Genomic DNA, 25,370 nt, shown 5'->3' with positions numbered 1-25,370 from the left:
GTGGTTGCCGTACATCCGGCAACTAACAGCGATGCGAGCAGCATCGCGGAGCTTGCGATTTTCATTGTAGACCTGAAGCTTGACGTATGCGTTTGGCCGCGCGGGAACGGATTCCCGACGCAGCGCGCGAATGCCCGACGAGGGCGCGTCAGTTCAGATGTGTTTGGGAGGCCTTATGAGCGCTGTGTATTCGCCAAGCGGTAAAGCGACGTCAACGACGGGCGCAAAGCAGCGAGAGACGACATGCTCCAAGTCAGGGCAGTCGACCGGCACCGCATTTGCCGGTGCGCAATGGACTTCACAGCTCTTGTCAGCGGATTGCTTGGTGCCGTGATGATGCTCAGACGTGTCCGTGTCATCCGTCGCCGTGGCGTCGTGATGGCCCATGTCGTGTGCGGATGTCTCGGCTTGGAGATCTATTCCGGCCTGGAGATCCGCCCCGGCATGAAAACCCGTCGCATTGGCTGTGGCGAACAGGCCAGGCTGAAGAGCCGACATGACCAGGAACACGACCGCCAGCATTGCTCGGAGCGGTATGTTTCCTAGGATCGTGAATCGACCATGAGTCCTCATCACACCCTTCCGACAATTGTTCGTCTGATTTGTCAAGGTCGTGGCGGCCACTTTGCTGCGGTGCAACCAAAAGTGAACACAACTGCCTGCCAATTCGGTTTTACATCAGGCCCAGCACCGCTGCGGCGACGACCAGATAACGCGCGATCTTCGCGACGGCGACAATTGCGACAAAGCTCCATAGCGGCTCACGCAAAACCCCAGCGACCACGGTCAGCGGATCGCCGATGATCGGCATCCAGCTTAACAGGAGCGACCATTTTCCATAACGGCGATACCAGCTCATGGCGCGGTTGAGCGTCGTGGGACGCAGCGGAAACCAGGACTTGTCCCGGAAGCGTTCGATCCCTCGACCAAGGGTCCAGTTCACCACCGAGCCCAGGACATTGCCTATGCTGGCGACAAGGACCAGCATTGCGGGCGAGAAGGAATTTGTGGCGAGGAGCCCTGCAAGGGCGGCCTCCGACTGCGCCGGAAGGATGGTGGCCGCGGCGAAGGCAGCAAGAAACAGGCCGCCGTATACGGCAAACACATCCATCTATGTTTTCGCCTTGCGGAAAGATTTCAGGGCTGCACATCGATCACGACCATCAGTCCGCCACCGCCCTTCTCTTCGACATTGTTGTTGGTCGTATGATGCCCGATATGGCAGTGGATCAGCCATTTTCCAGGACGACGTGCCTGCCAGACGACATCGTAGCGTTGCCCTGGCCCGACGTTGACCGTGTCGGCAAGGAAACGGGCCGACACCGGAATCGTCTCGCCGTCGCGGGCGACAACTTCGAATGGACCGCCATGGATGTGCATCGGGTGGATAAACCCATTGTTGGTGCCGATGAAGCGCACTTTCAGAGTTTCGCCGACCTTCATCCTGATTGTGTCCGTTGACGGATAGGCGCGGCCGTTGATGGTAAAATAGTTCGGCTGCCCGCCATCCATCGGCATCGAGGGAAAAGTCAGGCCCTCTCGCATCAGCCATTCCTGAAGCTGGATAACATACTCGTGGTCGGCCGCAATCTCGTCCTGAGGATTGGCGGGATCGATGATAAGCGCGCCGTAGAGCCCGAGCGCCTGTTGGCGATCGACATGGTCATGAGAGTGATAGAAATAGGTTCCCGATTGGCCCGCCGTGAATTCGTATCGGTAGCTGCCGCCGGGCGGGATCGGCTCCTGCGTGATCTCGGCCGGGCCATCCATTTCGTTCGGGAGGATCAACCCGTGCCAGTGCAGGGTCGTGCTCTCCGGCAGGCGGTTCGTGACGTTGATGCGCACCCGGTCGCCTTGCCGGATATGCAGCCGCGGGCCCGGAACCTGACCGTTGATCGCATAGGCATCGACTTTCACGTCCGGCAGGATCGCCCAGCGGATGACCGACGTTTCCAGATCGAACAACTTCACCCCGTTTTCCATCCTGGCTTCCAGTTCCCGGTCGCCGCGAACCTCCAGACCATGACTGGCCGTAACCAGGCGAGGATGCACAGCGGCCATGTCAAGCATTGCTGCAGCCGGCGTGTCGCGGTCCATGATCATGCCGGGCGGCATGATGGCGCCGCCGACATCTCGCGCACTGAGGGTGAGGTTCACCCAATTGGCCGGAGCGATCATGCCGAGCGCCAGCGCCAGCACGGACACGCCCCCGAAGGCCGCGAGTTGCGGGACGGTTGCATCCGGCTCCATCCCGTGACCGCCATGCCGACCACCCGACCCGCCTCCCCCATTGCCATGGGAGGAGTCGTGGCCGGATCGAGGGACCCTGTGCCCAGCTCCATGCTGATGCGGCTGCATGCCGATGCCGTGGCCAAAGACCATCTCGCCTCCATGCCATCCCGTGAATGCCAACAGCGCAACGACTGCAGCGGACATTGAGAGGCCCCAGGGCAGCACGGCATCGGCCTCACCCACCGAACCTCGCAACCACAGGCTGGCCGCTCCTATCGCCAGAACCGCGATGCTTCCGGCGAGATGATAGCGTGCGTGGTAGAGCGCGCGAATCTCGGCGTTTGCCAAAAAGTCGGCCAGACCCGCGGCAGCGGCGACGGCGCCGGTCACGACGCCCCCGGCAATCAACCATGTGGCTGCGCTCGCCGTTGTCGGCGAAGCCGTAAGCCAATAGGCGAGGTCGGCAAGCAGTGCCGCCACGAAAAACCCGATCGGAAGCGGCACGAGCATAGGATGAAGCGGATGACGGCCGATCCTCGCAAAGGCCGCGATGCCCGCTTCCCCATGCGTCGATCCGTGGCCGGAACCATGATGGCTCACCCCGGGATTGCCGCTCGCGCCGCCATGTCCAGGGTTGGCGTGTTCATCGACGCGCGCGTGAGCGCTGTGGCTTGAGCGATCTCCCGTCGGTTCAGGCTTGTGCTTTTCCTCGTCGTGACTGTGCCCCGCTATCCCGGCTTCCGCGCCGCCATGTGCGTGCTCGCGCCCGCCTTCCCTAGCCTTCTCGAATTCCGGTTCGCGTTCGGTCATCAGCCCATGCTTCAGACCACGGGCCACCATCCATACGTTGGCAGGATATGCAGTGATGAACCCGACGATGACGCCAAGCGACATCACGCCCCAGAACAGGAGCTCGGTCGGTTCCATGGCCCGCATGTCGCTGCCCATCATCAGGAAACTCATGACCGGCGCCATGCCCGCCATCATGAAATTCATGCTGATGAATTCCGGCATGAAGCTCTTGCGGACATTCTCCCAATAGGTGCCGCCCATCATCGATTTCATGAACAGCGACTGGAAGATGAACAGGCCGAAGGCGAATCCGGCAACATACTCAACGATGAGATCGATCCACATCGGCAATCCAAGCGCGGCGGTGATTGCCGCCGCGAGGATGATGCCTGTGGCGTCCCCGGCGACGCAGTGGATCGTCGAGCCGACGCCTTGCTTCCAGAGCGGCTTGGTGAACGCCTCGTGTTCGCCCGGCCGCGGCTCCTTGTCGGCCAGCACGTAAATCAACAGCCCCAGCGGCCCCATATAGAGCGTGACTAGGATGAAGCCCCATTTCATCACCACAGGTTCGGGATTGTTGCGGAACTGATCCCACGCCACATAAGCCGTACTGAGGCCCGCTAGAACGAACCAGACTGCAAGAAAGTAGTCGACGGGTTGTACGAACACTGCAGAACTCCTGTCGGTTTTCTCTCCACTGACCTAGAGCGACGGACTGTTTCGGCCGCCTCCCTGAAACGCGCCGCGTCATTGGCTGCTCCCCTTGGAAACTCCCGGAGATTCTGGCGGCGAAACCACGCGATAAGTCTTCCAGTTGCTGGAAGGTCAAGAGGCGCCGTCCAGCCTTGGTCGATCCGTCGTTTCCAAGAAGGTCACGCAGAATGAGTTCCATGAGTGTCCCCGCGCCTTGACTCTCCGTTTTATTCGCGGCACTTTTCGATCGAATAGGTCAGACCAATTTACCGATCCGAGTTCAGTTCGATGATGCTGTTGAAGTAGAGCTAGGTAAGAATGCCGATCCAGGCCGTTGAACCGCGCCGACTTTACCGACAGATCGCCGATCAGCTTAGGCAGTTGATCGACGCGGGCGAGTTCGCAGTCGGCGATCGCCTGCCGACGGAGCGCGAACTGGCCGACCAGCTGGGCATCTCCCGGCCGACCGTCCGTGAAGCGCTGATTGCGCTCGAGGTCGAGGGGCGCATACGCATTCGCGTCGGCTCCGGCATCTATGTCACCGACCGGCCGCGTGCTGACGTCTTGACGGCAGAGATGGATGAAGGCCCGTTCGAGCTGTTGCGCGCACGCGAGTTCATTGAAGGGGCGATCGCCGCCGAAGCCGCCCTCCACGTTCGGCCGATCGACATCGAACATATGGACGACGTGCTGCGCCGGATGGAGGACATACCTCACCCGACCAAAACGACGATCGCGCTCGATCGCGAGTTCCATACGATGGTGGCGGGTATCCTCGGAAACGCCGTCCTGGTGCGCTGCATCGGCGAGCTTTTCGACCAGCGCATGAACCCTTATTTCGAACTCCTGTCGAGCTATTTCGAGAACAGGGAATCCTGGCGGGCCGCCGCGGAGGAGCATCGCGCGGTGCGCGACGCGATCGCGGCGCGCCAGCCCGAACGGGCGAAGGCCGCCATGCAGGAACATCTGCGGCAGTCGCAGCTGAGATTCTCACGCAATTTCGGTGAGAAATCCGTGGCCAGGGAGGTCGCGGAATAGGAAGCGGCCGACCGGGAGGATCCTGTCGGCAATGGTCCAAATTCAATCACGGGCAAATCCAATCACAGGGAGGAATATGATGTTGAGAAAATACGCCGTTCTGCTTGGCACGATCGCCGCAATCGCTCTGCCCATGGCTTCGGCCTCTGCACAAACCGCGCTGAAATGGGCCCACGTATACGAAACGTCCGAACCCTTCCACACGGAGTCCGTCTGGGCGGCGGAAGAGATCAAGAAGCGCACCGACGGCCGCTATACGATCGACGTCTTTCCGGCCTCGCAACTCGGCAAGGAAGCCGACATCAACCAGGGGCTGACCCTCGGCACGGTCGACATCATCATCTCCGGATCGAGCTTCGCCGCCCGCGAATATCCGCCGATCGGCGTGACCTACTTCCCGTTCATCTTCCGCGATGCGGATCATCTGCTCGCTTACACCAAGAGCGACAAATACAAGGAATTGACCGGCGGCTACGAAGAGGCGTCCGGCCATCACATCACAGCGACCACCTACTACGGCACGCGTCACACGACCTCCAACCGGCCGATCGAGAAATGCGCCGACATGCAGGGTCTGAAGATCCGCGTGCCTGATGTGCCGGCCTATCTCGCCATGCCGCGCGCCTGCGGCGCGAACACCGCGCCGATCGCCTTCGCCGAGGTCTATCTCGCCTTGCAGCAAGGCACGGTGGAAGCGCAGGAAAACCCGCTGACGACCATCGACGCCAAGAAATTCTACGAAGTGCAAAAGCACATAATCCTGACCGGGCACATCGTCGATCATCTCAACACGATCGTGTCGCAATCGCGCTGGTCGCAATTGTCGGACGAGGACAAGGCGATCTTCACCGAAGTAATGCAGGAAGCGGCCGCGCGAGCGACGAAGGTCATCGTCGATCGCGAGAAGGCCCTGGTTGAAACCTTCAAGGAGCGCGGCCTCACCGTCACCGAAGTCGATCGCGCCGATTTCGAAAAGAACGTGATGGAGAAGGTGACGTTCGAGGAGTTCGGCTACCGCAAGGAAGACTGGGAGGCGATCCGCGCCGTCAAGTAACCTGCATCAATCCAGGCCCGGCGCGACAAGCGCGTCGGGTCTGTTGAGCCCGCTGTCCCAACAGTGTCCGGAGCTTGCCGATGACCCAAGAAGTCCACACCCAGGTCACCCCCGAAGAACTGGCGCATGCATTCGAGGAAGAAACCCAGCCCGTCGATCTATCGCGATACGCGGTGGAGGACTGGGTCACGCTCGCCGTGTTCTGGGGCATGTCGTTCTGCGTCTTCCTGCAGTTCTTCACGCGCTACGTCATGAACAACAGTTTTGCCTGGACCGAGGAGATCGCCATCAACTGCCTCGTCGTCGTGGTCTTCCTGGGCTCGGTCATGTGCACGCGCACCACGCGCCATATCCATGTCGACGTGCTCTATCATTATCTCCCCGCAGGCGTGGGGCGCTACCTGGCGCTTGCGGTCAATCTGATCACCATTTGCTTCTTCGCCTATATGTCCTGGCTTCTCTGGCGCTATGTCGGCATCGTCCACCGGGAACGGATGGTCACCATCAACCTGCCGCGCAACGTCGTCTTCTACGCCGTATTCGCCGGTTTCGTGCTGATGATGCTGCGCGCTATCCAGGTATTCATCGGCAACATCCGCCGTGGCTACTCGGCGCTGGAGCGCCCCGCCGCGTTCGACGGACTGGGGGAATAGGCCATGCTGCTTCTGATCGGAGCCTTTCTCGTCCTGATGCTGGTCGGCGTGCCTGTCGCAGTGTCGATGGCGGTGTCGTCGCTGCTCTACCTCGTCTTCTATGGCGTGGCGCCCGACATCATTGCCGCGCAGCGTATGATCGCCGGGGTCGAGAGCTTTCCGCTGCTTGCCGTGCCGTTCTTCATCTTCGCCGGCAACCTCATGAACATCGCCGGCGTGACGGGGCGGATCTATTCCTTCGCGCTGGCGCTTGTCGGCTGGATGAAGGGCGGTCTCGCGCAGGTGAACATCATCGGATCGGTGGTCTTCGCCGGCATGTCGGGCGCTGCCCTTGCCGACGCCGCCGGCATCGGCACCATCGAGATCAAGGCGATGCGCGACCATGGCTATCCCGTGGAGGCGGCAGTCGGCGTCACCGCGGCCTCCTCGACGCTCGGCCCGATCTTCCCGCCGTCGCTGCCCTTCGTCATCTACGGAATGATGGCCAACGTCTCGATCGGCGCGCTGTTCATGGCCGGCATCCTGCCGGGCGTTGTCATGACGGCGCTGATGATGGTGACAGTCGCGATCTTCGCCTACCGCCGGGGCTGGGGCTCGGACACGCCGTTCAAATTGAGCCGGCTCGCCGCCGCCTCGATCGAGGTGGCCGTCGTGTGCTGCTTTCCGTTGGCCGTTTATGTCCTTGTCCAGATGGGACTGTCGCTCAATGTTGCCGTCGGCATCGCGCTCGTCGTCCTGATCGCCTGCGACTGGTATTTCGACTTCTCGGCCGTTATGGCGCTGATGACACCGATCATCCTGATCGGCGGCATGACCATGGGCTGGTTCACGCCGACCGAAGCGGCCATGGCCGCTGTTATCTGGTCGTTGTTTCTGGGGCTCGTGCGCTATCGCACGATGACATTCGCAGCCTTGGCGAAGGCCAGTTTCGACACGATCGAGACGACCGCGTCGGTGCTCTTCATCGTCACCGCAGCATCGATCTTCGCCTGGTTGCTCACGGTCAGTCAGGCGGCGCAGCTGTTCTCGGTCTTCATCACATCGCTGACCGAAAACAAATGGGTGTTCCTGATCCTGGTGAACATCCTGATGCTGGTAGTCGGCTGCTTCCTCGACACGATCGCCGCGATCACGATCCTTGTTCCGATCCTCCTGCCGATCGTGGTTCTCTACGGGATCGATCCGGTGCATTTCGGCCTGATCATGACGCTCAATCTGATGATTGGTCTCCTCCATCCGCCGCTCGGCATGGTGCTGTTCGTCCTCTCGCGGGTCGCCAAGCTGTCGGTCGAGCGCACGACCATGGCAATTCTGCCGTGGCTCGTCCCGTTGATCGTCGCGCTGATCCTGATCACCTTCATCCCCGCCATCACGCTGTGGCTGCCGACGCAAATGGGGCTGATCCGTTGATCGACAACGCAATCGCCGTGACGCTGTTCGGCCCTGAGGATCTGCGCGTCGTCGAGCGCCTGCTCGGCTCCCTCGCGCCGGGAATGGTGCGCGTGCGCTTCGGCGCAGGCGGCATCTGCGGTTCCGATCTGCACTATTTCCGCCATGCGCGGACCGGCGATTTTGTCGTTACATCGCCGCTGGTGCTCGGCCACGAGGTCGCCGGAGAGATCGTCGAAATCAACGCGGTCGCGCCTGGACTTGCCGTTGGCGATCGCGTGGCGGTCAATCCGTCGCGCTGGTGCGGACGATGCGCGCGATGCGCGGAGGGCCGCGCCAACCTCTGCGAGAACATCTATTTCATGGGCTCGGCGTCGAAAACGCCGCACATGCAAGGTGGTTTTGCCAGCGTGTTCGACGCCACGCCCGCGCAATGCGTCAAGGTTCCGCCGGATATCGCCTACCAGGCGGCGGCACTCGCCGAACCGCTCGCCGTCAGCCTGCACGCTGTGGCACGGGCCGGCGATATCGCCGGCCGCAACGTCATCCTGTTCGGCGCCGGTCCCATCGGGCTTTTGACCATGCTCGCGGCCAGGCTCAAGGGATGTGGCGAGCTCACCGTCGTCGACATAGCAGCGGCGCCGCTCGCCTTCGCCAGCAAACTTGGAGCAAACAGGACGATCGACCTGTTTGGCGGCGACGAGGAGCTCAAGGCGTTCGCGTCCGACAAGGCGATCGATATCGCGTTCGAGATTTCAGGCACCGCGGCGGGTCTCGCGGCGGCGATCGCCAGCGTCCGGCGCGGCGGCACGGTCGTTCAGGTCGGCAATCTTCCGGGCGGTCAGATCCCCGTGGCGGCCAATGCGGTGATGGCCAAGGAAATCAACCTGAACGGCACGTTCCGTTTCGGCGCGGAATTCAACCAGGCGGTCGATCTCATTGTCGGCGGGGACATAGACGTCCTGAAGCTGGTTACCGCCGAGCGACCCCTTTCCTCGGCCCGCGATGCGTTTGCCCTGGCCGCCGACCGCTCGCAGAGCGTCAAGGTAGTGCTGACCGCCGACTGAGGTTTTCCCGGCGCCTGCTGTTATCAACCTTTCCAGACTCAGCGCGCCGGCCCGCCTTCCTCCGCCTGCTTGCGCGCCCGCGCAAACTGCAGAGCCGCAACGCCGGCGGTCGCAGCAAGCGCCAGGCCGATCGGAATGAGGCTCGAAGGCTGATCGGCCTTTCTGAGCACGGCCACAACGTCATATCCGACATCCAGCCCGATGCGCTTGGCGTAGGAGCCGAAGTCGACATTGCTGATCATCAGCGCGTCGCCCGCTTGCGTGATGGTGAGACCGATGTCGCGCAGCCGCTTCAGCGGATCGCCCGGCTCGCCGAGCGGTATGTTGACCGTCTTGCGCACATCTTCGCCCATGAGGTCGACGCCCTCGACGACGAAATTGATGCGGCCGTCGGCCGGCGCCTGCCCGACCGCCGACAGGAACTCGCTCGCCGGCAATTCCTCGTAAGGCGGCGAGACCTGGTTGAGCCACCAGTCCGGCCGAAACAGCGTGAAGCAGATGAGCAGCAGGGCGGCACTTTCCCAGAGGCGGCTTTTCGTCACGAACCAGTTCATGGTCGCTGCCGAAAACAGCAGGATGGCGATCAACGAGACCGTCGCCACCCAGATCGTCTGAGGCCAGGTGTCGACCCCGATCAGCAGGATCGCCGGATTGAAGATGAAGACGAACGGCAGGATCGCGGTACGCAGCGAATAGAGCGCGCCCTGGAAACCGGTGGCGATCGGATCCTCCTTGGAAATCGCTGCCGCCGCGAAGGCCGCCAGCCCGACGGGCGGGGTGATGTCGGCCATGATGCCAAAGTAAAAGACGAAGAGGTGGACCGCGATCAGCGGGATCGGCAATCCTGCCTGCGCACCGAGATCGACCACAACCGGCGCCATCAGCGTCGCCACCAGGATGTAATTTGCGGTGGTCGGAATACCCATGCCGAGCACAAGACTGATCGCGGCGATCAGGATCAGCATCAGGATGACGTTGCCGCCGGAGATGAACTCGACGAGTTCCGTCATCATCAGACCGAGGCCGGTCAGCGTGATCGTGCCGACGACGATGCCGGCGGTGGCCGTGGCGATACCGATGCCGATCATGTTGCGGGCGCCGAGTGCCAGCCCGTCGATCACGTCGTCCCAGGCGGCACGGACTGAGGCGGCGAGGTTTTCGTTACGGAATACCGCCATCAGCGGCTTGCGGGTGGCGACGATGCCGAGGATTGAAACGGTCGCCCAGAACGCCGAGAGGCCGGGCGACATCTGCTCGACCATCAGGCACCACAGAAGTACGGCGATCGGGATGAGGAAGTCGAGCCCGGTCCGCGTGACGTCCCAGGCGCGCGGCAGTTCCAGGATCGGCGCGTTCGGATCGTCGAGTGCGAGGTCCGGATAGCGGGAGGAATACCAGACGGAGGCGACGTAGAGAGCCACGCCTGCGATTGCGAGCACCGGCGGTGCCGCCCCACCGAAGACAGCCTGGATGGCAACGATACCATAATAGACGATACAGACGGCGAGAATGCTGCCTGACAGTCCCAGACCCATCCGCAACATCCGTTCTCTTGCTGGCGTCGGACGCTGCGGGATCGTCTTTAGGCCCATCTTTATCGCTTCGAGGTGAACCATGTAGAGCAGTGCTATGTAGGAAAAAACCGCCGGCAACAGCGCGTGCTTGACGATTTCCGAATAGGGAATGCCAACATATTCGACCATCAGGAAGGCGGCCGCGCCCATGACGGGCGGCATGATCTGACCGTTGATCGAGGCCGAAGCCTCGATGGCGCCCGCCTTGACCCCGGAAAGGCCGGTGCGCTTCATCAACGGGATGGTGAAGATGCCGCCTGAAACCACGTTGGAGACGGACGAGCCGGATACGACGCCATTAAGAGCCGACGAGACCACCGCGACTTTTGCCGGGCCGCCGCGCAGATGGCCGAGCAGCGCGATGGAGATCTGCATCATCCAGTTGCCGGCGCCTGCCTTTTCCAGAAGCGTGCCGAACAAGACGAAAAGAAAGACGAAGCTCGTCGATACGCCAAGTGCAATCCCGAAGACGCCTTCGGTGGTCAGCCATTGATGGTTGAGAAACTTGGTGAGTGATGCACCGCGATGCTGGATCACGTCCGGCATGTACTGGCCGGCAAAGGTGTAGAAGATGAAGACACATGCCACGACCACCATCGGAAGGCCGAGCGCGCGGCGCGTCGCCTCGAGGAGCAACAAAATACCAACAGTGCCGGTAACGAGATCGAGCGTGGTCGGCTGACCCGGCCGTCCGGAAAGCTGGACGTAAAAGAGAAAGAGATAAGCGCCGGCAAATCCGCCGACTACGGCCAGCACCCAGTCGAGCAGCGGCACACGATCGCGGGGCGAGGATCTCAGCGCCGGATAGGCGAGGAAGGTCAAGAACAGCGCGAAGCCGAGATGGATAGCGCGCGCTTCGGTGTCATTGAGGATGCCGAAGCCGAACACGAACGGCAAAGGCGAAGCGTACCAGAGCTGAAAAAGCGACCAGGCAACTGCAACCCAGAGCAGAATTCGAGCGACTGTTCCGCTGGGATGCCTGCCACCGGTATCGGCCTCCGCGACAAGCTGTTCGAGCTCACCGAGATCGACGCCGGCCGGTTGTTCCTTGACTTCGCTCATGACGCCTCCTGTTGCGGATGGCCCGGCGGGTTCGTTGAACCCGCCGAGCTGTCGTCAGGTCACGAAGCCTACTTCAGCCAGCCCTTCTCCTTGAAATATTTTTCAGCACCCGGATGCAGCGGCGCGGAATTTCCCTCCGACACCATCTTGGCCGGCTCGAGATTGGCGAAAGCCGGGTGCAGCGACTTGAACTCGTCGAAGTTCTCGAACACCGCCCTGGTCAATTGATAGACGCTCTCATCGGGAACCTTGGCCGAAGTGACCAGCGTGGCGAGCACACCGAAAGTCCCGGTATCATCGGGATTGTTTGCGTAGAGACCGCCCGGAATGATCGCCTTGGCGTAGTAGGGATTCTCGGCCACAAGTTTGTCGACCACCTCTCCAGTCAACGGCACCAGCTTGGCACCGCAGGTGGTCGTCGGATCCTGGATGTTCGCTGAGGGATGACCGACGCCGTAGAAGAACCCGTCGATCTTGCCGTCGCAGAGCGCCGGGCCGTGCTCGTCAGCCTTCAACTCCGATGCGAGCGAAAAGTCGGCTAATGTCCAGCCCATCGCACCGAGCAGGCGTTCCATGGAAGAGCGCGTTCCGGAACCGGGATTGCCGACGTTGAAGCGTTTGCCCTTGAAGTCCTCGAATTTCGTCACGCCGGCATTCGGATGCGCCAGGACCGTGAACGGCTCCGGGTGAATCGAGAAGACCGCGCGCAGGTCGGAATGGGCGCCGCCGTCCTTGAACGATTCCAGCCCCTTATAGGCGTTGAACTGGACGTCGGACTGCGCCATGCCGAAGTCGAGTTCGCCTTCCTTGATCGTGTTCACGTTGAATGCCGATCCGCCGGTCGATTCGACCGAGCAGCGGATGCCGTGTGTCTTGCGATCCTTGTTGAGCAGGCGGCAGATAGCACCGCCGGCGGCATAGTAGACGCCGGTGACGCCACCGGTCCCGATGGTAACGAAATTCTGCTGCGCCATTGCGCTGGCCGAAAACAGCAGTGCGGCCGACAAGGCGGCGATCTGCGCTCCATGGCGTGCAATCCGGGCATGTATCATCTGGTTCTCCCTTGGTACTTTGCGTGCCGTCGCGGCCGTCCGGTGTGTTAGTGTCAAGGCACGTCGATGCATGCTACGATTGTTGCGCTTTATCAATCAAGGGAAATGCTTGTTACAATGACTGCGCGGGAGATGGGTTTCGACGCGCTTCTGGCGCGCATACTATCCGAACTCCCCGAACTAAGCTCGGAACTGCGCAAGGCGGCGCGGTTCCTGGTCGATCACCCGGACGAGGTGGCGCTGGTTTCAATGCGGGTGCTGGCCTCGCGATCAGAGGTGACGCCGACGACTTTCGTGCGGCTGGCGCGGCGGCTGGACTTCGGCGACTGGGCGGCGCTTCGCAAGCCGTTCGAAGACCGGCTGCGCTCCGGCAAGGCGCCTTTCGCGGCAAGGGCCGATGCACTTGTCATGCGCGGGTCGGAGGCAATCTTCGCGGAATCGCTGAGAACGACGATGGCCAATTTGGCAGTGGCCGAAACGGTCAACGACAACGACGAAATCGCAAAGGCTTGCGCGATCCTGGAGAAGGCGCAGCACATACGCGTCGCCGGGTTCCGAAGCTGCCGCGCGCCCGCCCACGCGCTCGTCTATCTCTGCCGGATGTTTCGGCGCGAGATCACGCTGCTCGGCGGCGACGGCGGTGCGATCGAGGCGGAACTCGCAGCGCTCGGAAAGAGGGACGCGGTCGTCGCGATCGGCTTTTTGCCTTATTCGCGTGAACTCGGGCCGGTGGTGGAGGCTGCACAACGACACAGCGTCCCGATTGTCGCGATCGCCGACAGCATGGCTGCTCCGATCGCGCGGCATGCCGACGTTACCTTGCGTTTCTCTACCGACAGCCCTTCCTTCTTCCCGTCGGTAACCGCAGCTATGGCTATCGTGGAAGCGCTGGCTGCAACGATGCTGGCGCGCAGCGGAGCGGCGGCCGCGACTCGTGTCAGGGAGACGGAACTGGAGTTACAGGCGTTCGGGGCTTATCTGCCGGAATGAGGAGCGCCGGGCTATGCCACCGCAGCGTCTATCGCGTCGCCGAGCCGTTCGACAACCGCGTCGATTGCCGCGGCGTCTATGATGAACGGGGGCGCAAGCAGCACATGATCGCCGCGCATGCCGTCGATCGTGCCTCCCGCGGGATAGACGAGCAGGCCGCGCGCCATCGCCTCGCGCTTGATCTTCGCATTGAGCTTCAGCTTCGGGTCAAAGGGCGCTTTGGTCGAGCGGTCCTCGACCAGCTCCACCCCCATGAAAAGACCGCGCCCGCGAATGTCGCCGACATGAGCATGATTGCCGAACCGTTCGCCCAGTCGCCGCGAAAGATGTGCGCCCATCGCCCGAACATTGGCGAGCAGGTCGTCGCGAGCGATCACCTCCTGGACGGCCAGCGCCGCTGCGCACGCCATGGGGTGGCATATGTAGGTGTGGCCGTGCTGAAAGAAGCCGGAGCCCTCGGCAAAGGCGTCGAAGATGCGGCGCGAAAGCAGCACTGCGCCAATGGGCTGGTAGCCTCCGCCGAGGCCTTTGGCGATCGTCATCAGGTCGGGCGCGACGCCGTCCTGCTCGCAGGCGTGCAGCGTGCCGGTACGGCCCATGCCGCACATCACCTCGTCGAGGATGAGGAGCACACCGTAGCGGTCGCAGATTTCGCGGATGCGCCTGAAATAGCCGGGAACGGCAGGCACCGCCCCTGCTGTCGCGCCGACGACAGGTTCCGCGACGAAAGCCATCACAGTGTCCGCACCGAGTTCGACAATCTTGTCCTCGAGCGCCTGGGCTGCGCGCAGGCCGTAGGCCTCCTCACTCTCACCGGCTATCTGGTAGCGGTAGGCATAACAAGGGTCGATGTGATGCGTATCGATCAGCAACGGGCGAAATTGGGCGCGGCGCCATTCATTACCCCCGGCGGCGAGAGCGCCAAGCGTGTTGCCGTGATAGCTCTGTCGGCGGGCGATGACGTTTCGCCGCTCGGGTCTGTCAGTCTCCACGAAAAACTGCCGTGCCATTTTGAGCGCCGCCTCCACCGCCTCGGAGCCGCCGGACACGAAATAGGCGTGGCTTATGCCTTGCGGCGCGCCGGCGACGAGCTTGTCGGCCAATGTCTCGGCCGGCTCATTGGTGAAGAAGCTGGTGTGGGCATAGGCGAGCCTGTCGGCCTGTGCGTGGAGCGCGGCCGTCACGTCGGGATGGCCGTGGCCGAGGCAGGAAACCGCCGCGCCGCCTGACGCGTCGATATAGGCGCGACCATCGCGGTCGAAGAGTTCTACACCCTTGCCGCCAGCCACGACGGGCAGGGTCGCATGGATCTGGCGATGCAGGATATGTGTCATGCTTTTCTCGATTGACGATGGCGCAATTTGAAGCGAACCTATCATGCAACATATGTTACATGATACGCAATACTGAAACAGTTGGACTACATCTATGACCGTCGACAGCGAGGTGCCCGGCCCCGGACTCATCGCACCAACGGCGATCGCCGTTGCGCCGAATGGTGGACGGCGTGGCAAGGAAGACCACCCTGCCCTGCCGATCGGGCCCAAGGAATTGGCTCGGACCGCCGCCGCCTGCCTCGAAGCGGGCGCCGCCATGATCCATGCCCATGTCCGCGATCGCGACGGCGGCCATTTGCTCGACGCACATGCCTATCGCGAGACGACGAAAGCGATACGTGATGCGGTGGGCGAGCGGTTGGTCATCCAGATCACCAGCGAAGCGATCGGTCGATACCAACCGGCCGAGCAGATGGCGGTGGTGCGCGCTACCCGCCCCGAGGCGGTTTCGCTGGCGCTGCGAGAACTGGTGCCGGACGTTGCCCATGAGACCGCCTTCGCGGAGTTCCTATGGTGGCTGAAGAGCGCGCGGATCGCTCCTCAGATAATCCTTTACGCGCCTGAAGAGGCGTCGGCCCTAGCCGCCATGCAGCAGCGCGGGCTGGTGCCTTTCGACGACATTCCGGTGCTCTACGTGCTCGGCCGCTACACGCCGGGACAGGTTTCGCAGCCGACGGACCTGCTTCCCTTCCTTGCGCAGGATCGACCGCGCTTCGCCCACTGGATGGTCTGCGCCTTCGGTCGGGAAGAAACCGCCTGCGTGACAGCCGGTGCGCTGCTGGGCGGCCATGTCCGCGTCGGCTTCGAGAACAATTTTACTCTCGCCGACGGCACAACCGCCAGGGACAATGCCGCGCTCGTAACCACAACCAAATGCGCCCTGACCGCTTGCGGCGTCTGGGCCGCCCAGGCCGACGACCTGCGTGCCGCCTGGTCGATCCAGCGGTAGCTCTCGCCCGAACACGTCACCAACCCGGCAAGACCCCGATACGTAAGCGATCCGTAAGCTGCTTTAAGTCATACTTCCCCGACAGATGGTTTGTCACACTTGTCAAAAATGTCTTTGCTACCTGCAACCGAACCGTTTGACCGACGTTAGAATTCCGGTGGCGTTGGGAGGCATTTATGCAGACGTATCTCGTCGAGCGAATGGAGGGCGATGACGTGGTCACGGTGCGTATTGTCAACGCGCCGAGCCCGTTCAAAGCCGCGGCGTTGTCCACAGGTCGAAATGTTACCGTCCGAACGTGGGAAAAAGACTGGATCCGAGTAACCGACGAGAATCGGGGACATATTTTCGCGTACTGCTTTGTTTCTGACGAAGACTCCGACAGCAGCCGGCATGGCGCGCCAAAAGCGTCGGAAAAACCAAGAAAGCCCAAAAAGCTGATCAGAGAGCCGGGTAGCGCAAACTTACCGATCTTTTGCTCCTCGCTGTGTCGCGCAAGTTACGAGAGCTCGTGACTGCGACGGACAGTGGGTGCCGATTGCCATACCTTGCGTCATATCGACAGAACCGCGAGCACCACGACCTATGCCTATAGGGATGGTTGCGCCCGCTGGACGACAGCCCAGAACCGACCCCGGCCTTTTGGCGAACATCGCGGCTTCATCAGAATGATCGATGAAAACATTTCGGCCGGGGGCGATAAGTGACTTTAATCTTAGCGTGAGCCACTCATGTCTCCAGCGAATTTGGGATCAGAAAAGGTGCGTCTGGATCTAGGGGCGGACTGTCAACCGACGGCCTCCCATAGATGGTCAAACGTCCCGGATTACGCGCTTGACCAAGGCGGTCCGGTGCTGCGCCCCTATCAACGGATGGGCGCCGATTTTTCGAATGTCGCCGTCTTCGACCATCTGAGAAACGTCACCAGCCGATATCCCGACAAGCTTGCAATCAGCGACGGCACCAACCGCCTGACCTATTCCGAGCTTTTCCGGGCTGTCGAAATGCTGTCGCACCGGATCGCAGCCACCGTTCCCGACGGGCAGGCGGTCGGAATTCTTCAGGCCAACTCGATCTGGTACCCTGTGGCGATGCTGGCGAGCATGGCTGTCGGGCGGCCTTCGGTGCCGCTCAACACGAGAGATCCCGGTTCGCGCACCAATGAGATCGTTGCTGCCGCGCGGCTCTCGGCCATCATAGGCGACGGAAGTGTCCGCCCAGCCGATCTGGCGCAGGAGGTCCACTGGATCGATGTGACCACCAGCGTCGAGCCACAAGCTCTACCGATACACCAGTCCTGTTCCGTCTCCGTCGATGCGCCAGCAATCGTGCTCTATACTTCAGGCAGCACCGGCCGACCCAAAGGAATCGTCAATAGCCAGCGCAGTCTGCTGTGGCGGGTTCAGCAATATGTCGACGCATGCCACATCAACTCGGATGATGTTTTCCTGCCCTTGACCGGGCCGGCCACAATCGCCGGTTGCCGGGAGGTTCTCGCCGCCCTTCTCACTGGCGCCACTTTGCATCTTCTCGAGGTCGAAGCAGTCGGCTTGCGCGCCGTTCGCGGCCGAGTGAAATCCGAAGGCGTGACGATTACCTATCTGGTGCCGGCGCTGCTTCGCGCGCTCATGGCGGACAAGCCTGCTGACGCTTTCCGCTCACTCAGAGTGGCCCGGATTGGGGGCGAGAAGGTGTCTTGGGCCGATATCGCCCTGCTGCGCAAAGCCGTTTCGAAGACTTGCCTGATCCAGATCGGTTACTCGTCTACAGAGACAACCGGCTCGCAATGGTTCTTGCCACGAGACTGGCCGGAGCAAGGCGCCTCGGTCCCTGTCGGGTGGCTGCTTCCTGGAATAACCTTCGCGATCGTCACCGAAAGCGGGCACCCCGTTCAGCCCGGCAAGAGCGGAGAACTCTTGATAAGAAGCCCGTTTGTCCTGCTTGGGCAGTGGGAGAACGGAGCCGTCGTGCCCTTGGCATCGGATCCGGAGGATCCGGATCTTCGGATTTTCGCAACGGGTGATCTCGTCCAACTCGACAGTCATGGCCTGCTGCGGATCGTCGGTCGCAAAGGGCGCCAGATAAAAATCAATGGTCGGCGCGTCGAACCCGCCGAGCTCGAACGGGTATTGCGCTATGCGCCTTCGGTGGAGGATGCGGTGGCAATCGTGACGGCGGCAAATGAGCTTGTCGCTTTCGCCGTCCCCCGGCATTGGGCCGGGGCAGCCTTTTCGGACGAGCTTCGACAGCTTGTCAGAACGAAGCTGCCGCCACCGCTGCGTCCCCTGCGCTTGCATACGGTCGCCGAGATTCCTCGCTTGGCGAGCGGTAAGGTCGACTTGGCAGCGCTTGCGGAGATGGATCTCTCAGCCAGAAGGACAGTGCCGGCCGCGCAACCACCCAATTCAGGAAGCGAGCTGAAGACGCATCAAATAGTGCGGGATGCCTGGACCAAGATCCTCAACACGCGCGTGGCCGCAGGACGCTGGGACGATGCAGGAGGAGATTCGCTGAAACTGCTGCATTGCGTCATGGAGATCGAAAGCGCCATCGGGCAGGAACTTGGTCTTGGGGACTTCACCGTCGGGATGAGCGTGGACGAAATGGTCAAGGCCGTCGTGTCGGCACAAGCAGGCGACCAGCGCGCCCAGGAACACGACCCGCCAATCCTTTTTCTGTTCCCGGGATCGGTCGGCTATGGCCCGAGCCTCGCCGCCTTTGCAGCCGCGATGGGCAAGGTCGCCAGAGTAGCCCCTATCAGGTACCCCGCCCTGGCGATGATATTGCGCGGCCAAAACACCCTCGCCACCATCGCTGATGCCGCGGTCGAGCAGATCCGCCGCGCTCAGCCAGCGGGTCACATACGACTTCTCGGCCATTCGCTCGGTGGCGCGGTCGCATTCGAAGCCGCAGCACGACTGCTGGCTGCCGGGCGATCCGTGAAATTCGTGGGAATCCTGGACACAAGCCTCATCGGCGAACGCAGCGACCACTGGGAGACGTTTACCCGGACATTCGATCGCATCCGGACCAACCGCATATCCGCCTACCGGATGGCTTGCCGCGCCCTTGCAAAAATCACAGTCAAAATGGGGTTGGAGGCGCAGCTCACCCGAATCCTCGATCGCTATGCCCAGGGACAGTTCAACGCGACGAGTTTCAGGACCAAACTGGAACTGCAGGAGGTTTTGCGGGCGCGAGCGTTCTTTCAGTGGTTGGCGGGACCGAAGCCGGCGCTGCCGATTACCGGCACTTTGTTCCGCTGCGCTCGGCCAGGAATGCCTCCAGCCATCGGATGGGATCGTGCTTTCGCACATCTGGACGTGATTCCGATCGTGGGGAGCCACATCGACCTGGTCATAGAACCTCACCTCGCCACCAACCGCCCCCTGATCGAGAAGGCCGTGGCGCAGACCTATTCTTCAACCGAGTCTCGCAAACGGGAGTACGGGTCATCGACGTGATCTCTGGATTCAGCAAGGACGCCCTTGTGCTCGATGCCCGCGCGGAGATCGATCGCATCGTGGAAGGTTTGCGCGAGCAAGTTTTCGGCACGTTGCGGCGGCGTGGGGCGGTTGTCGGCCTCTCCGGAGGCATCGACAGCTCCGTTGTCGCGGCGTTGTGCGCACGCGCGTTCGGGAAAGACAAGGTCCTCGGGATATTCATGCCGGAGCGTCATTCCTCCGACGACTCGCTCAGGCTCGGCCGCCGTGTCGCCGCGCAGCTTGGCATCGATACGGCGCTGGAGGACATAACACCTGCCCTCGATGCCGTCGGCGCCTACAGTCGACAGGTCGAGGCGATCCAGACCGTCGTTCCCCGGTACGGGGACGGCTGGAAATGCAAACTGGTGCTCGCGTCGGTTCTCGAGGGCAACGGGCTCAACATCACACGTCTCACGGTTCAGGACCCAGCGGGCAGGACCGACACGGTGCGTCTGTCGCCGGCAGCCTATCTGCAGATCGTCGCTGCAACCAACTACAAGCAGCGCCTGCGCAAGATGACCGAGTACTACCATGCGGACCGCCTCAACTACGCTGTGGCAGGGACGCCAAACCGGCTGGAGCATGACCAAGGATTTTTCGTCAAGCAGGGCGACGGAATTGCCGACCTGATGCCGATCGTCCACCTCTACAAGACCCAGGTCTACCAGTTGGCTGAATACCTTGGGGTCGACGAAGAGGTTCGGCGGCGGCCGCCGACCACGGACACTTTCTCCATGGCTCAAAGCCAAGAGGAATTCTATTTCGCGCTGCCTTACAATCTGATGGATCTGTGCCTCTTTGGCTTGAACCACGGAATTTCTGCTGACGAGGTCGCGGCAGCTGCCGGCCTCACCACGGCCCAGGTTCAGAAAGTCTTCAAGGACATCGACAGCAAACGCCGTGCCGCACGCTATCTTCACGCACGGCCTTTGCTGTCTGCCGCAATGAGCGAGACCTAAGCAATGTGCGGCATCGCCGGAATCGTGTCGCTGAGCGGCGCCGTGGCGCCACCTTCGCGCGAAGCGCTGATGCGCATGGCTGGCGCGCTCGCACATCGCGGCCCGGACGAGCGCGGTCTTTACCGCGACAAACGCGCCGGATTGGCGCACGCACGCCTGTCTGTCGTCGATCTCTCCAACGGCCAGCAGCCACTCGCGGACGCAGGCGGCACGATTTGGATCGTCTTCAACGGCGAAATCTTCAACTACCTCGAGCTGCGTGAGAAGTTGATCGCCCTCGGCCACCGCTTCCGCACCCACAGCGATACGGAGGTCATCGTCCACGCCTATCGCGAATGGGGCGAGGCCGCCTTCGAGCGGATGAACGGACAATGGGCGGTCGCGATCTGGGACTCCGCGGCGGGCCGTCTCGTATTGTCACGCGATCGGTTCGGCATCTGCCCCTTGCACTTCTGCGAGCATGGGGGGCGGCTTTACTTTGCCAGCGAAGTGAAAGCGATTTTCGCGGCCGACATGGCCATTCCCCGCGCCCTCGATCCGGCCGGCATCGATCAGACTTTCACGCTCTGGACCGTCGTGCCGCCGCAAGGCGTATTTCAAGGAATCAGCGAACTCACCCCGGGGCATGTTCGCATTTACGACCGGGACACCGTTCGCGAGCGCGCCTTCTGGAAGCCTTGCTACCCTGAAATTTCCGGTCCGCGCCATAACGAATTCACCGGCTCGCTCGACGACGCGGTGGACCAGGTGCGCGGCGCCCTGGAGGCTGCGACGGCGCTCAGAATCGTGCAGGCCGACGTGCCTGTCGGCTGCTATCTGTCGGGCGGGCTCGACAGCTCTCTAGTCGCCACACTGGGAAGGCGCTACGCCGGCGAGCGGTTCCAGACCTTCTCCCTGCGCTTTGCCGACACTGAGTATGACGAGACCCGTTTCCAGCGTCTGGTCACCGGCGCAATCGGGAGCGAGCACCATGAGGTGGTGGTCTCGCGCAGCGACATCGCCGAAGTCTTTCCCGAGGTCATCTATCACACCGAGCGTCCGATCCTGAGGACCGCGCCTGCGCCGCTGTTCCTGCTTTCGAGGCTGGTGCGAGAACACGGCATCAAGGTGGTGCTGACCGGCGAAGGAGCCGACGAAATGTTCGCTGGCTACGACCTGTTCCGCGAAGGCAAGGTCCGCCGTTTCTGGGGCCGCCAGCCCGCCTCGACACGACGCTCGCGGCTGCTGGAGCGTCTCTACCCCTATCTCAGCCGCTCGCCGGTGCATCAGCAAGCAATGGCGCGCCAGTTCTTCGGGCGCGATATCCAGGCCTATGACGCGCCCGGCTTCGCGCATGACACGCGCTGGCGCACCACTGGCGCTATCAAGCGATTGTTCACCGCCGACATGCGCGCCGAGTCCGAGCGCCGTAATGCCGTATCCGAGCTGATCGCCCGCCTGCCGGCGGAATTTCCGCGATGGGACTCTCTGGCGCAGGACCAGTATCTCGAGATCCAGACGCTAATGTCGGGATATCTGCTTTCCTCACAGGGGGACAGGATGCTCATGGCCCACTCCATCGAGGGGCGCTTCCCGTTCCTGGATGATGAACTTGTGAGGCTCGCGAATTCGCTTCCGGCGGCCTACAAGCTGCGCGTCCTCGACGAAAAGCACGTGTTGAAGCGCGCCGCGAAAGCGATCGTGCCGGAGGAAATCGTAGCCCGCAAGAAGCAGCCGTACCGCGCGCCCAACGCACTTTGCTTCATCGCCGATGATGCCCCGGCCTATGTCCGCGAAGCACTTTCGGAGACGGCGCTGCGCGCCGCGAACGTCTTCGATGCGAAGTCGGTGACGCGCCTGCTGGACAAGTGTCGAGCCAGGACAGGGGACGGCGATCTCTCCAACTCCGACAACATGGCGCTGGTCGGCGTGCTCTCGACCCAGATCCTTCACCAGCAGTTTGTCGCAAGCCGCCCCGGTGGAGCTCGCAAGGTCGACCTCACCGTCGACATCGACCACGAGCATCGCGAAGAGGTGCTGGTATGATGCATGACGCAGTACCGCTGCTGCATGACTATCTCGCCTACTCCGCCAGCCGGGTCGGCGGGAAAGTGGCGCTGGTGTGCGGCGGCCAACGTGTCACCTATAGCGAGATCGAAGCGCGCTCCAACGCCATCGCGCAACACCTGGCGACGGCTGGGATCGCACGCGGCGATCGCGTGATGATCTTCGCCGACAACACCATCGAGACGGTCGTCGCCTTCTGGGCGGTGCTCAAGGCGAATGCCGTGGTGTGCATCGTCAATCCGCTCACCAAGAGCGACAAGCTCGACTACCTGCTCAACGACTGCCGGCCGACGGCACTGATCACGGACAGGCACCTGCACTCGGTTTTCAGCGAACCGGCGCGCAACTGCCCGTCATTGCGCCGGATAATCGTCTCCGGACCGATCGACGACGCCCAACTGACGGGATTGCCGCACGCAGTGCGATGGGACATCGCGGTCGCCACCGGCGGCAGCGCACCGCCGGCACGCCGCTGCATCGATATCGATCTCGCTGCCATCATCTACACTTCCGGGTCGACAGGCGAACCCAAGGGCGTGATGCTGACGCACAGGAACATGATCACCGCATGTACATCGATCGCTTCATACCTGGAGCTACGCGAAGACGAGGTGATCCTCAACGTCCTGCCCCTCGCCTTCGATTACGGCCTGTACCAGATGATCATGGCGTTTCGCACCGGCGCTCGGCTGGTGCTTGAACGCTCGTTCGCTTTCCCGGCGCAGATCCTCGGGCTGATTAAGGAAGAGAGGGTGACAGGCTTTCCCGGCGTGCCGACCATCTTCGCCGCACTCTCGGATCTCAAATCTCTGAAAGATCAAGATTTTTCAAGCATTCGCTATGTCACGAACACTGCAGCCGCCCTGCCGCTCAAGCATATTCTCATGCTCCAGGAGCTGTTTCCGGATGCACGCATCTATTCAATGTACGGCCTCACCGAATGCAAGCGCTGCACCTACCTGCCGCCGGAAGATCTGGAGCGAAAGCCGTTGAGCGTTGGGATCGCCATCCCGAACACGGAGATGTGGATTGTCGACGAGCATGACAGGCGGGTCGCCCCCGATGTCGTCGGCCAGCTCGTCATCCGCGGAGCGACGGTGATGAAAGGCTATTGGGGCAAGCCGGAGGCTACGGCCAGGAAACTCAAACCCGGTCCGCTGCCGGGTGAGCAGGTTCTGTACACCGGCGACTACTGCCGGATGGATGCTGAGGGTTACCTTTACTTCGTCGGTCGCGGCGACGAGATCATAAAATCACGAGGGGAGAAGGTCGCGCCCAGGGAAGTGGAAAACGTACTGCTGGATATTCCCGGCGTGCGGGAAGCTGCGGTCATTGGCGTTCCGGACGAGCTACTCGGGCAAGCGATCAAGGCGTTTGTCGTGATGGAGCAAGGAAGGGTCATTGGCGAAAGGCAATTGCAGAAAGAATGCCAGAAGCGATTGGAGAACTTCATGGTTCCGAAGTCTATCGTGATCGTACCCAGCCTACCGATGACAGACACGGGCAAACTTAAGAAAACAGCCCTGTCATGAGGCGGTTTCTGGATGAACTTGACCAGCATTCATCTTTTGTATCGGAGGAGAATACAATGTTGTCTACCAAGGATAGAGCCGAAACCTGCAAGGACCAGATCCGCGCGTTCCTGGCGTCGAATTTCTACATAGCCGATGCGGATGCTCTGGAGAGCGACACGTCCCTTCTCGACCAAGGCATCGTGGACTCGACCGGGGTACTTGAGGTTATCGGCTTTATCGAGGAGACCTTCGGCATCATAGTCGAAGACAGCGAGCTCCTGCCGGAGAACCTCGATTCGATCCAAGGGATTGCGCAATACGTTCTCCGCAAGAAAAACTGATCGCCGAAATCTTGCGTAGCGCTGCGCTTTGCCCGCTGCAGCTCGACCGGGCCTGCCGCAGTCGCGGCGTGGCTCACGCTTGCGACATGGTATGCGCCACAACCACCCTGCCCTCGCCGGCCTCGTTCGTGACCGCGCGTATGGTTTCGTAGGCCCTGGAACGCTCCAGCAGGCTCATGACCTGCCGGTCCTGGCCGAGTCCGACCTCGAAGAGCAGGATGCCTCCGCGCCGCAAGTAACGCGGCGCATCCTTGATCACCCGCATATGGATGCTCAGGCCATAGGGGCCAGCCGCAAACGCCTCACGCGGCTCGAGCTCGGTCAAATGCGCACGGTCGCCCTCAAGCCGCTTGTCCGAAATATAAGGCGGATTGCAGACGATCACGTCGATCGTGCCCTCAAGTTCCAAGCCTGAGAAAGCGCTGAACAAATCGCCCTGAAGCACCGACACGCGATCCGCCATGCCGTGATGAGCGACGTTGCGACGCGCGATTTCGACGGAACCATCGGTGAGATCGCTCGCCCAGACACGCGCGGTGGGAGCGTAGTGCGCGATGGCGCACGCCAGATTGCCGGCCCCACAGCACATGTCGACGATGCGCGGCGCCGGCATGTTCATTTGACTGAGAACATCGAGAGCGGTCGCACCGAGCAACTCCGTCTCAGGCCGAGGAACGAGCGCACCGGGCGCGATAAGCAGCTCCAGCCCCATAAAGACGGTACGGCCTTTGCTGTAGGCGTCGGCGACATTGATCTCTTCGCTCACGACAGACCTGCCTTCCTGAATTTACCGATACCCGACAACCGCGTATCAATTAAGTGTATCTCAAATTCATTAAATTCTCGATGGGCAGATCGAAAAACACTCGCTGCCATAGGCTTTGAAGACATCATGCAACAAAGAGTGATCACAAGCCTCTCATCTGTCGTATGGTTGGGAATATTGTCTCATCATTGAGAGTATTCCCTTTTCCCTGCCGGTTATCCCCAGCCTCGCGCGACCAATTCCCGAATTCTCTGACCTGCGCCACGATTTTGCTACATTTTGATCAAATGGCACATACGTGAGCAACTCGTAATGTTTCAGTAGCTAACGGAACGCAACCGCTTTCCGCAAGGCAAGAGGATTTACCCATCATCGTT

Annotated in this window: 20 protein-coding genes; 13 read left to right on the top strand and 7 right to left on the bottom strand. The window is 61.6% G+C overall.

The features are described 5' to 3' along the window. Nucleotides 1-153 precede the first annotated feature (153 nt). The 3 genes from NKH73_RS08025 to NKH73_RS08015 all read right to left on the bottom strand — a co-directional run bounded on the left by NKH73_RS08025 (nucleotide 154) and on the right by NKH73_RS08015 (nucleotide 3,693). Nucleotides 154-522: a hypothetical protein gene (locus NKH73_RS08025; protein ID WP_352930065.1), complete on the bottom strand. Its 369-nt coding sequence runs from the start codon at nucleotides 520-522 to the stop codon at nucleotides 154-156. Between the two features lie 151 nt (nucleotides 523-673). Further along, the gene (locus tag NKH73_RS08020; RefSeq protein ID WP_352930062.1) at nucleotides 674-1,111 is read right to left on the bottom strand and encodes a YqaA family protein; all 438 of its coding nucleotides are present in this window, start codon (nucleotides 1,109-1,111) and stop codon (nucleotides 674-676) included. A 26-nt stretch (nucleotides 1,112-1,137) separates the two neighbouring features. Continuing rightward, nucleotides 1,138-3,693, bottom strand: a complete 2,556-nt coding sequence (locus tag NKH73_RS08015; RefSeq protein ID WP_352930059.1) for a multicopper oxidase domain-containing protein — start codon at nucleotides 3,691-3,693, stop codon at nucleotides 1,138-1,140. 342 nt (nucleotides 3,694-4,035) lie between these two features. Between NKH73_RS08015 and NKH73_RS08010 the strand changes: the two genes are divergently transcribed. The 5 genes from NKH73_RS08010 (at nucleotide 4,036) to NKH73_RS07990 (ending at nucleotide 8,918) form a co-directional block, all read left to right on the top strand. Then, nucleotides 4,036-4,755 (top strand): FadR/GntR family transcriptional regulator, encoded by a 720-nt coding sequence (locus NKH73_RS08010; RefSeq protein ID WP_352930057.1) that lies wholly within the window; start codon nucleotides 4,036-4,038, stop codon nucleotides 4,753-4,755. 79 nt (nucleotides 4,756-4,834) lie between these two features. Then, on the top strand, nucleotides 4,835-5,809 hold the full coding sequence (locus tag NKH73_RS08005) for a sialic acid TRAP transporter substrate-binding protein SiaP (protein WP_352930054.1): 975 nt from the start codon (nucleotides 4,835-4,837) through the stop codon (nucleotides 5,807-5,809). 80 nt (nucleotides 5,810-5,889) lie between these two features. Further along, on the top strand, nucleotides 5,890-6,462 hold the full coding sequence (locus tag NKH73_RS08000; protein ID WP_352930053.1) for a TRAP transporter small permease: 573 nt from the start codon (nucleotides 5,890-5,892) through the stop codon (nucleotides 6,460-6,462). A gap of 3 nt (nucleotides 6,463-6,465) precedes the next feature. Further along, a complete protein-coding gene (locus NKH73_RS07995; RefSeq protein ID WP_352930050.1) occupies nucleotides 6,466-7,872 on the top strand; it encodes a TRAP transporter large permease in 1,407 nt (468 codons plus the stop codon). Beyond that, complete coding sequence (locus tag NKH73_RS07990; protein ID WP_352930047.1) at nucleotides 7,869-8,918, top strand: L-idonate 5-dehydrogenase; 1,050 nt, start codon at nucleotides 7,869-7,871, stop codon at nucleotides 8,916-8,918. The genes NKH73_RS07995 and NKH73_RS07990 overlap by 4 nt, the downstream gene beginning before the upstream one ends. 38 nt (nucleotides 8,919-8,956) lie before the next feature. Here NKH73_RS07990 and NKH73_RS07985 read toward each other — a convergent pair whose 3' ends face one another. Further along, a complete protein-coding gene (locus NKH73_RS07985; RefSeq protein ID WP_352930045.1) occupies nucleotides 8,957-11,554 on the bottom strand; it encodes a TRAP transporter permease in 2,598 nt (865 codons plus the stop codon). A gap of 68 nt (nucleotides 11,555-11,622) precedes the next feature. Next, nucleotides 11,623-12,606 carry a TAXI family TRAP transporter solute-binding subunit gene (locus NKH73_RS07980; RefSeq protein ID WP_352930044.1) on the bottom strand — a complete coding sequence of 328 codons (984 nt, stop codon included), beginning with the start codon at nucleotides 12,604-12,606 and terminating at the stop codon, nucleotides 11,623-11,625. Nucleotides 12,607-12,723: 117 nt separating this feature from the next. Between NKH73_RS07980 and NKH73_RS07975 the strand changes: the two genes are divergently transcribed. Next, nucleotides 12,724-13,596 (top strand): MurR/RpiR family transcriptional regulator, encoded by an 873-nt coding sequence (locus tag NKH73_RS07975; RefSeq protein ID WP_352930041.1) that lies wholly within the window; start codon nucleotides 12,724-12,726, stop codon nucleotides 13,594-13,596. A gap of 11 nt (nucleotides 13,597-13,607) precedes the next feature. On the opposite strand, the gene NKH73_RS07970 is transcribed toward NKH73_RS07975, so the two are convergent. Next, the gene (locus NKH73_RS07970) at nucleotides 13,608-14,930 is read right to left on the bottom strand and encodes an aspartate aminotransferase family protein (RefSeq protein ID WP_352930038.1); all 1,323 of its coding nucleotides are present in this window, start codon (nucleotides 14,928-14,930) and stop codon (nucleotides 13,608-13,610) included. Nucleotides 14,931-15,024: 94 nt separating this feature from the next. On the opposite strand from NKH73_RS07970, the gene NKH73_RS07965 reads away from it, so the two are divergent. The 7 genes from NKH73_RS07965 to NKH73_RS07935 all read left to right on the top strand — a co-directional run bounded on the left by NKH73_RS07965 (nucleotide 15,025) and on the right by NKH73_RS07935 (nucleotide 24,227). Then, nucleotides 15,025-15,882, top strand: coding sequence for a beta-keto acid cleavage family enzyme (locus NKH73_RS07965; protein WP_352930035.1), 858 nt, complete (start codon nucleotides 15,025-15,027; stop codon nucleotides 15,880-15,882). 176 nt (nucleotides 15,883-16,058) lie between these two features. Further along, a complete protein-coding gene (locus NKH73_RS07960; protein ID WP_352930032.1) occupies nucleotides 16,059-16,397 on the top strand; it encodes a hypothetical protein in 339 nt (112 codons plus the stop codon). Nucleotides 16,398-16,613: 216 nt separating this feature from the next. Next, complete coding sequence (locus tag NKH73_RS07955) at nucleotides 16,614-19,346, top strand: AMP-binding protein (RefSeq protein ID WP_352930029.1); 2,733 nt, start codon at nucleotides 16,614-16,616, stop codon at nucleotides 19,344-19,346. Further along, nucleotides 19,343-20,326, top strand: coding sequence for an NAD(+) synthase (nadE, locus tag NKH73_RS07950; protein ID WP_352930026.1), 984 nt, complete (start codon nucleotides 19,343-19,345; stop codon nucleotides 20,324-20,326). The genes NKH73_RS07955 and nadE overlap by 4 nt, the downstream gene beginning before the upstream one ends. 3 nt (nucleotides 20,327-20,329) lie before the next feature. After that, complete coding sequence (asnB, locus tag NKH73_RS07945; protein ID WP_352930023.1) at nucleotides 20,330-22,351, top strand: asparagine synthase (glutamine-hydrolyzing); 2,022 nt, start codon at nucleotides 20,330-20,332, stop codon at nucleotides 22,349-22,351. Continuing rightward, the gene (locus tag NKH73_RS07940) at nucleotides 22,348-23,904 is read left to right on the top strand and encodes a class I adenylate-forming enzyme family protein (RefSeq protein ID WP_352930020.1); all 1,557 of its coding nucleotides are present in this window, start codon (nucleotides 22,348-22,350) and stop codon (nucleotides 23,902-23,904) included. Before asnB ends, NKH73_RS07940 begins: the two co-directional genes overlap by 4 nt. A 56-nt stretch (nucleotides 23,905-23,960) precedes the next feature. Further along, on the top strand, nucleotides 23,961-24,227 hold the full coding sequence (locus NKH73_RS07935; RefSeq protein WP_352930017.1) for an acyl carrier protein: 267 nt from the start codon (nucleotides 23,961-23,963) through the stop codon (nucleotides 24,225-24,227). Nucleotides 24,228-24,300: 73 nt separating this feature from the next. Here the strand turns inward: NKH73_RS07935 and NKH73_RS07930 are convergent, their stop codons facing one another. Next, a complete protein-coding gene (locus tag NKH73_RS07930; RefSeq protein WP_352930014.1) occupies nucleotides 24,301-24,993 on the bottom strand; it encodes a N5-glutamine methyltransferase family protein in 693 nt (230 codons plus the stop codon). Nucleotides 24,994-25,370 lie beyond the last annotated feature (377 nt).

Source organism: Mesorhizobium sp. M0938, assembly GCF_040319125.1.
Lineage (GTDB): Bacteria > Pseudomonadota > Alphaproteobacteria > Rhizobiales > Rhizobiaceae > Mesorhizobium > Mesorhizobium robiniae.
The sequence above is the reverse complement of the archived record's forward strand: the minus strand, read 5'-3'. Positions and strand labels throughout refer to the sequence as shown.

Excerpts from the sequence above, each read along its gene's own strand:
- NKH73_RS08010 (WP_352930057.1), top strand. The coding sequence starts at position 4,036 with ATGCCGATCCAGGCCGTTGAACCGCGCCGACTTTACCGACAGATCGCC.
- NKH73_RS07970 (WP_352930038.1), bottom strand. The coding sequence starts at position 14,930 with ATGACACATATCCTGCATCGCCAGATCCATGCGACCCTGCCCGTCGTG.
- NKH73_RS08000 (WP_352930053.1), top strand. The coding sequence starts at position 5,890 with ATGACCCAAGAAGTCCACACCCAGGTCACCCCCGAAGAACTGGCGCAT.
- NKH73_RS07955 (WP_352930029.1), top strand. The coding sequence starts at position 16,614 with ATGTCTCCAGCGAATTTGGGATCAGAAAAGGTGCGTCTGGATCTAGGG.
- NKH73_RS07965 (WP_352930035.1), top strand. The coding sequence starts at position 15,025 with ATGACCGTCGACAGCGAGGTGCCCGGCCCCGGACTCATCGCACCAACG.
- NKH73_RS07980 (WP_352930044.1), bottom strand. The coding sequence starts at position 12,606 with ATGATACATGCCCGGATTGCACGCCATGGAGCGCAGATCGCCGCCTTG.
- NKH73_RS07935 (WP_352930017.1), top strand. The coding sequence starts at position 23,961 with ATGTTGTCTACCAAGGATAGAGCCGAAACCTGCAAGGACCAGATCCGC.
- NKH73_RS07975 (WP_352930041.1), top strand. The coding sequence starts at position 12,724 with ATGACTGCGCGGGAGATGGGTTTCGACGCGCTTCTGGCGCGCATACTA.
- NKH73_RS07940 (WP_352930020.1), top strand. The coding sequence starts at position 22,348 with ATGATGCATGACGCAGTACCGCTGCTGCATGACTATCTCGCCTACTCC.
- NKH73_RS08020 (WP_352930062.1), bottom strand. The coding sequence starts at position 1,111 with ATGGATGTGTTTGCCGTATACGGCGGCCTGTTTCTTGCTGCCTTCGCC.
- NKH73_RS08005 (WP_352930054.1), top strand. The coding sequence starts at position 4,835 with ATGTTGAGAAAATACGCCGTTCTGCTTGGCACGATCGCCGCAATCGCT.
- asnB (WP_352930023.1), top strand. The coding sequence starts at position 20,330 with ATGTGCGGCATCGCCGGAATCGTGTCGCTGAGCGGCGCCGTGGCGCCA.
- NKH73_RS07985 (WP_352930045.1), bottom strand. The coding sequence starts at position 11,554 with ATGAGCGAAGTCAAGGAACAACCGGCCGGCGTCGATCTCGGTGAGCTC.
- NKH73_RS07995 (WP_352930050.1), top strand. The coding sequence starts at position 6,466 with ATGCTGCTTCTGATCGGAGCCTTTCTCGTCCTGATGCTGGTCGGCGTG.
- NKH73_RS08025 (WP_352930065.1), bottom strand. The coding sequence starts at position 522 with ATGCTGGCGGTCGTGTTCCTGGTCATGTCGGCTCTTCAGCCTGGCCTG.
- NKH73_RS07960 (WP_352930032.1), top strand. The coding sequence starts at position 16,059 with ATGCAGACGTATCTCGTCGAGCGAATGGAGGGCGATGACGTGGTCACG.